5 protein-coding genes are annotated in these 5,267 nt (G+C 44.0%); all 5 read left to right on the forward strand.

Features of this window, described 5'->3' with window-relative positions; translation table 11 throughout:
- Positions 1-304: hypothetical protein (locus Q0620_RS01090; protein WP_298782853.1), on the forward strand; the 304-nt coding region annotated here is incomplete at its 5' end.
- Complete coding sequence (locus Q0620_RS01095; protein ID WP_298782854.1) at positions 291-827, forward strand: hypothetical protein; 537 nt, start codon at positions 291-293, stop codon at positions 825-827. The genes Q0620_RS01090 and Q0620_RS01095, both read left to right, overlap by 14 nt.
- Before the next feature lie 175 nt (positions 828-1,002).
- Positions 1,003-1,788 (forward strand): tetratricopeptide repeat protein, encoded by a 786-nt coding sequence (locus Q0620_RS01100; RefSeq protein WP_298782855.1) that lies wholly within the window; start codon positions 1,003-1,005, stop codon positions 1,786-1,788.
- Between the two features lie 113 nt (positions 1,789-1,901).
- Entirely contained in the window at positions 1,902-3,983 is a 2,082-nt protein-coding gene (locus Q0620_RS01105) for an RNA degradosome polyphosphate kinase (protein ID WP_298782856.1), read from the forward strand.
- Positions 3,984-4,127: 144 nt separating this feature from the next.
- Positions 4,128-5,153 (forward strand): SEL1-like repeat protein, encoded by a 1,026-nt coding sequence (locus Q0620_RS01110; protein ID WP_298782857.1) that lies wholly within the window; start codon positions 4,128-4,130, stop codon positions 5,151-5,153.
- Positions 5,154-5,267: the final 114 nt, after the last annotated feature.

Here is a 5,267-nt window from a genome sequence, read left to right on the forward strand (position 1 = left end):
TGATCTTTTGCGATCATTACGCCGAATAGAGGAAGCTACGAAATATCTGATTAAGCTGTGTGATGCTAATAGTACATATCACTGTTTTATATTGGGTACGCTAGATATATATGTAAACGGTAATATGCAAGCAGCAATTAAAAGTCTTGAAAAAGTTTGTAATAGCGATCTTAAAGATAGAGATATAGTTTGCAAAAATATCGAGGAACTAAAAGCCTGCCTAAAAGACAAAGAGTGTAACCCTATAAAAAAAGGTAAAATTATTTTTGAAGGTGTCGAAAGGAAATTGTATGGGGAAAATTAATTTTGTATTTTATTCCATGATATTTTTAGCTTCTATCGCAATAGCGGATAAGCCTACGGCTGAAGAGGAAAATCTTTACAACGAATGCGATAAAGGAAACGGTAAATATAGCTCATGCACTAAGCTGATAAAAATTTTATCTAAAAAATGTGATGGCGGAGATATGATCGGGTGCGCCGATGTGGGTTATATTATGGGCTTTGAACTGGGTATGCGCGAAGCCTCGGTTGCGCCATTAGATAAATCTTGTAAGGCAGGCGTAGCCGAGTCCTGCTACAATCTGGGAATATTTGACATTATGAGAAGAGGCAATATCGAAAGGGCTTTTAGTAACTATGTTATAGCTTGCGAAAAATTTAATGATGAGAAAAAACTACTTAAGTTAAAATCTTGCGAACTAAGAGAAGCTCTAGACGACTGTTTGCGCGACAGCAAAGATCGCGATCCTGTAAAATGTGCTAGAAAGGCATACGGGAAAATTTATCAAAAATACCATGAAAATGAAAATTCAACCAAGGAGTAAAAGATGGCAAATCCAAAGAGGGGGAAAGAGCGATAATGAAAGAATTCTATCCCGTAATTTTGGCGCCTTTAATAACGCAAGCCTCGGCAGAGCGTAACCAAAGCGCAGCCGCTAGCAAAGAGATAAAATTTACGTCGTTTTCTGATTTAAATTTATATTGTTTACGAAGGCTGAAATGAAAGCGCTATTTTTTATACTCGCGTCGGTTCTGTTTTTAAAGGCTGAGAGCGTAAGCGAAATTTATTCTCTAGGGGCGCCTGCGTGCGATATTTACGATTTAAATTTAAAGAAATGCAGTAGCGGTGACGGCGAAGCATGTTATTTGGCGGCTTTAATTCTAAATAATAAATCTTGCGCACGAAAAAACGATGATTTGGCATTGGAATTTTTTGAAAAATCATGCAGTTTGGGATATGCCAAAGGCTGCATTTTTATGGGGCAAGCGTATTCGCTTACTTCTTTGGACGAAAAACACGCGAAAATCAAGACATATTACGAAAGAGCTTGCGAGCTGGACGCGAAATTTTGCGACGATTACGGGCTTTTATATTTTTATGGTGAAGGCGCAAAAAAAGACGAGCTTGTGGCAAAAGAGTATTTTAAAAAATCCTGCGATGCGGGAAATCCTGCAGGATGCGGGCACTTTGCCACATCGTTAAACAGAGAGAATGAGAATATAAACGAGGTTACGAAATTTTATGAAATCGGCTGTAACGGAGAGCATTACCCTTCGTGCTACGCTTACGGACTACTGTTGTGGGCTAAAGTAGATAAAAATGAAGGCAAAAATTTTTGCAAAAAGGCTTGCAACAGGGGTAATGTAAAGGAGGCGTGCAAATGGTTGCTTGATATGAGCGAGGAGGAGAAAGAGCAAATTTTATATTTAAGGCGGTATTTAAAGCTGAGCTGCAAAGACGGCGACGCGCAAATGTGCAAGGATTTAGGAAAAATAGGGAATTAGGGCAGAATTTTAAATACTAAATTGCCCCACTTGCAAGCTCATGAAATTCGGACTTTAAAATTTAATCTTAATTGGGCTATAATCTTAGAATTAATATTCAAAAAGGAGTTTTTATGCAAACACAAAATAATTTTATAAACCGCGAGCTAAGCTGGCTACGCTTCAATACCCGCGTGCTGGAACAATGCAAAAAGGATATCCCGCTAATTGAAAAATTAAAATTTCTAGCGATTTACAGCACGAATTTAGACGAATTTTATATGATCCGCGTGGCGGGCTTGAAGCAGCTTTTTACCGCCGGCGTTATAACCAGCGGCGATGACGAGATGACGCCTCTTGAGCAGCTGCGCGCGATCCGCTCCTATCTAAGAAACGAACAAACCGAGCTTGAGCAGCAGTATTTCGGCATCCAAAAAGAGCTTTGCAAAAACGGGCTTTTTATCAAAAGCTACGACGAGCTGCCGCCCGAGCTAAAGCCGGTGGCGGACGAGTTTTTCTTCTCGCAGATAATGCCAGTAATCGTCCCGATCGCAGTGGATGCGACCCATCCTTTCCCACATCTAAATAATCTCAGCTTCTCCCTCGCGGTCAAGCTCTGCGATGAGGGCGCACCCGAGTCGGTGCATTTCGGGATGATTAGAATTCCGCGCGTGATCCCGCGCTTCGTGCAGGTCGCGCAAAACACCTACGTGCCGATCGGCACCATCGTAAAGCGCCATGCGGAGGAGATTTTCCCCGGCTACAAGCTCATCAGCTCCGCAGCCTTCCGCGTCACGCGAAACGCAGATATCGTAATCGAGGAGGAGGAAGCGGACGATTTTATGATGATTTTAGAAGCGGGGCTTAAACTACGCCGCAAAGGGGCTTTCGTACGACTTCAGATCGAAAAAGATGCCGATGCTGAGCTTTTAGAATTTCTAAATTCCCATCTTAAAATTTTTTACAAAGATATATATGAATGCGCCGTGCCGCTTACGCTAGACGGGCTTTGGGAGATCGCTTCCAATAAGGATTTTTCCTTTCTAGCCCATCCTCAGTATCTACCAAAGACGCTGCCCCCCTTTAACGAAAACACCTCCGTTATGAGCGCGATGGAGAAGGAGGATATCTTGTTAATTCATCCTTACGAGAGCTTCGATCCGGTGCAAAAGCTCATCAAAGAGGCCGCAAAAGATCCAAAGGTCATCTCGATCCGTATGACGCTGTATCGCGTGGAGAAAAACTCCCCGATCGTCCAGAGCCTGATCGAGGCCGCAAGCGACGGTAAGCAGGTAACGGTGATGGTCGAGCTTAAGGCGAGGTTTGATGAGGAAAACAACCTGCACTGGGCGAAGGCTCTCGAAGACGCGGGCGCGCACGTAATCTACGGTATCACGGGCTTTAAAGTCCACGCCAAGGTAACTCAGATCATCAAAAAAGAGGACGGCAAGCTAAAATTTTATATCCACCTAGGCACGGGCAACTACAACGGCTCGAGCGCTAAAATTTACACCGACGTGAGCTTTTTTACCTGCGGCGACCGCTTCGATAAGGACACGACGAATTTCTTTCACATCCTCTCGGGCTACAACAAAAACCGCAAGCTCGATAACCTCTCTATGTCGCCGATGCAGATCAAAGAGCGGCTTTTAGCGATGATAAAAAACGAGGAGAAAAAAGGCTCCGCCGGCAGGATCATCGCCAAGATGAACGCTCTTGTCGACGGCGATATGATCAAGGCGCTGTATAAAGCAAGCGCCGCGGGCGTAAAGATCGATCTCATCGTGCGCGGCATCTGCTGCTTGCGCCCGGCGCTTAAGGGCGTTAGCGAAAACATCCGCGTGATCTCGATCGTCGGCAAATACCTGGAACACGCTAGAATTTTTTACTTCGCGCACGCCCAGCCCAGCCTATACATCGCGAGCGCGGATTGGATGCCGCGAAATTTAGAGCGCAGACTGGAGCTGATGAGCCCGATTTACAACGAAAATTTGCAAAACAAGCTCAAAGAAATTTTAAAGCTTCAGCTAAGCGATAACGAGCTCGCATTCGAGCTGCAAAGCAGCGGCGAGTACCGAAAGATCGTGCCGAAAAAGGGCGAAGATAAGATCGATGATCAGGAATTTTTAGAAGCTTATTTTAGTAAAATTTATAAAAACATCCGCAAACACGACGAAAGCGGCACGGCACTAACTAAGCTTTTAAAAGAGAGTTAAGTGCGCGCCGGATTTGCGCGCTAGATCGCTTGGCATTAAGCTTGCGCGCTAAGCCCACGCGCAGACCGAGATCATAAAATATTAGATGCAGAATTTTGCGCCGCAAATGCGCAAGTAGATTTACAGAAATTTCAAAGGGATTAAATGAAAAGATATCTTTATCTAGCCGTTATAGCTATGTTTTGCATGGGCGGAGTCTTTGAAGACGCGGATAAGCTCTATGAGGACGGCGATTATCCTAAAGCGATAAAAATGTGGCAGCGCAGCTGCGACAGCGGAGAGGCGCAAAGCTGCTATAGGCTCGGAAACTTATATCGATTCGGCAGGAACGTCACTCAAAACTATCAAAAAGCGGCGAATTTTTATCAAAAAGCCTGCGATGACGGAGATATGACCGGTTGCTATGAGCTTGCAGGACTATACTTTGAAGGCTATGGCGTTAGACAAGATTATCAAAAGGCTGCGAGCCTGCACCAAAAGGCTTGCGACGGCGGTAATATGTTTTCGTGCAATTTGCTTGCAATTTCATACGAATCCGGTATCGGCGTCTCAAGAGACAGGCACAAGGCTATGGTTTTGCGTCAAATGATTTGCGATAACGGTGATGCAGATATGTGTAATAACCTTGCATATTTATATAAAAACAGCGACAAGGTCAGACAGGATTTGCAAAAGGCGGAGAGCCTATATAAAAAAGCGGCTGTTTTGTACCAAAAGAAGGCTCAAATAAATCAAAAGAAATGCGATGAAGGCGACTTATATGAGTGCCAGCGCCTAGCGGATCTATATATAGACGGCAGGGGCGTAGAGAAGGATTTCAAAAAGGCTGCGGATTTATACCAAAAGGCTTGTGATGGCGGCAGGGCGGCGGCGTGCTTGACTCTGGGAGACTTTTACAAAGCAGGTAATTACCAAAAAGCAGAAAGCCTATATCAAAGCGGGCTAAATTTGCTTAAAAATACTTGCGAGAGCGGGGATGCGGACTCGTGTAGTTATCTCGGGGATTTATACAAAAATGGATGGCATATTAAACAAGATAGATCCTTAGCAAAAGAATTTTACGGGAAAGCATGCGATTTAGCAGAGCAGATCGGCTGCGACGAATACAAGCAATTAAACGAATCGGAACTCATAGATGATAAACACGGCATCGCACCGAGCACGCCTTAATCCATGAAAGCTTGCATGCTTTCGCGCAAACAAGGCTACGCAATCAGCGAGCTATCAAATTTTTTAGAATTTTAAAATTCTAAATTTTATAAATTATCTTAGGCGCAGCTTCCT

It is taken from the genome of uncultured Campylobacter sp., assembly GCF_938017615.1.
Lineage (GTDB): Bacteria > Campylobacterota > Campylobacteria > Campylobacterales > Campylobacteraceae > Campylobacter_B.

What these genes read in the sequence shown, in the direction of transcription:
- Q0620_RS01100 (WP_298782855.1), top strand. Translation starts at nt 1,003, where the DNA reads ATGAAAGCGCTATTTTTTATACTCGCGTCGGTTCTGTTTTTAAAGGCT.
- Q0620_RS01095 (WP_298782854.1), top strand. Translation starts at nt 291, where the DNA reads ATGGGGAAAATTAATTTTGTATTTTATTCCATGATATTTTTAGCTTCT.
- Q0620_RS01105 (WP_298782856.1), top strand. Translation starts at nt 1,902, where the DNA reads ATGCAAACACAAAATAATTTTATAAACCGCGAGCTAAGCTGGCTACGC.
- Q0620_RS01110 (WP_298782857.1), top strand. Translation starts at nt 4,128, where the DNA reads ATGAAAAGATATCTTTATCTAGCCGTTATAGCTATGTTTTGCATGGGC.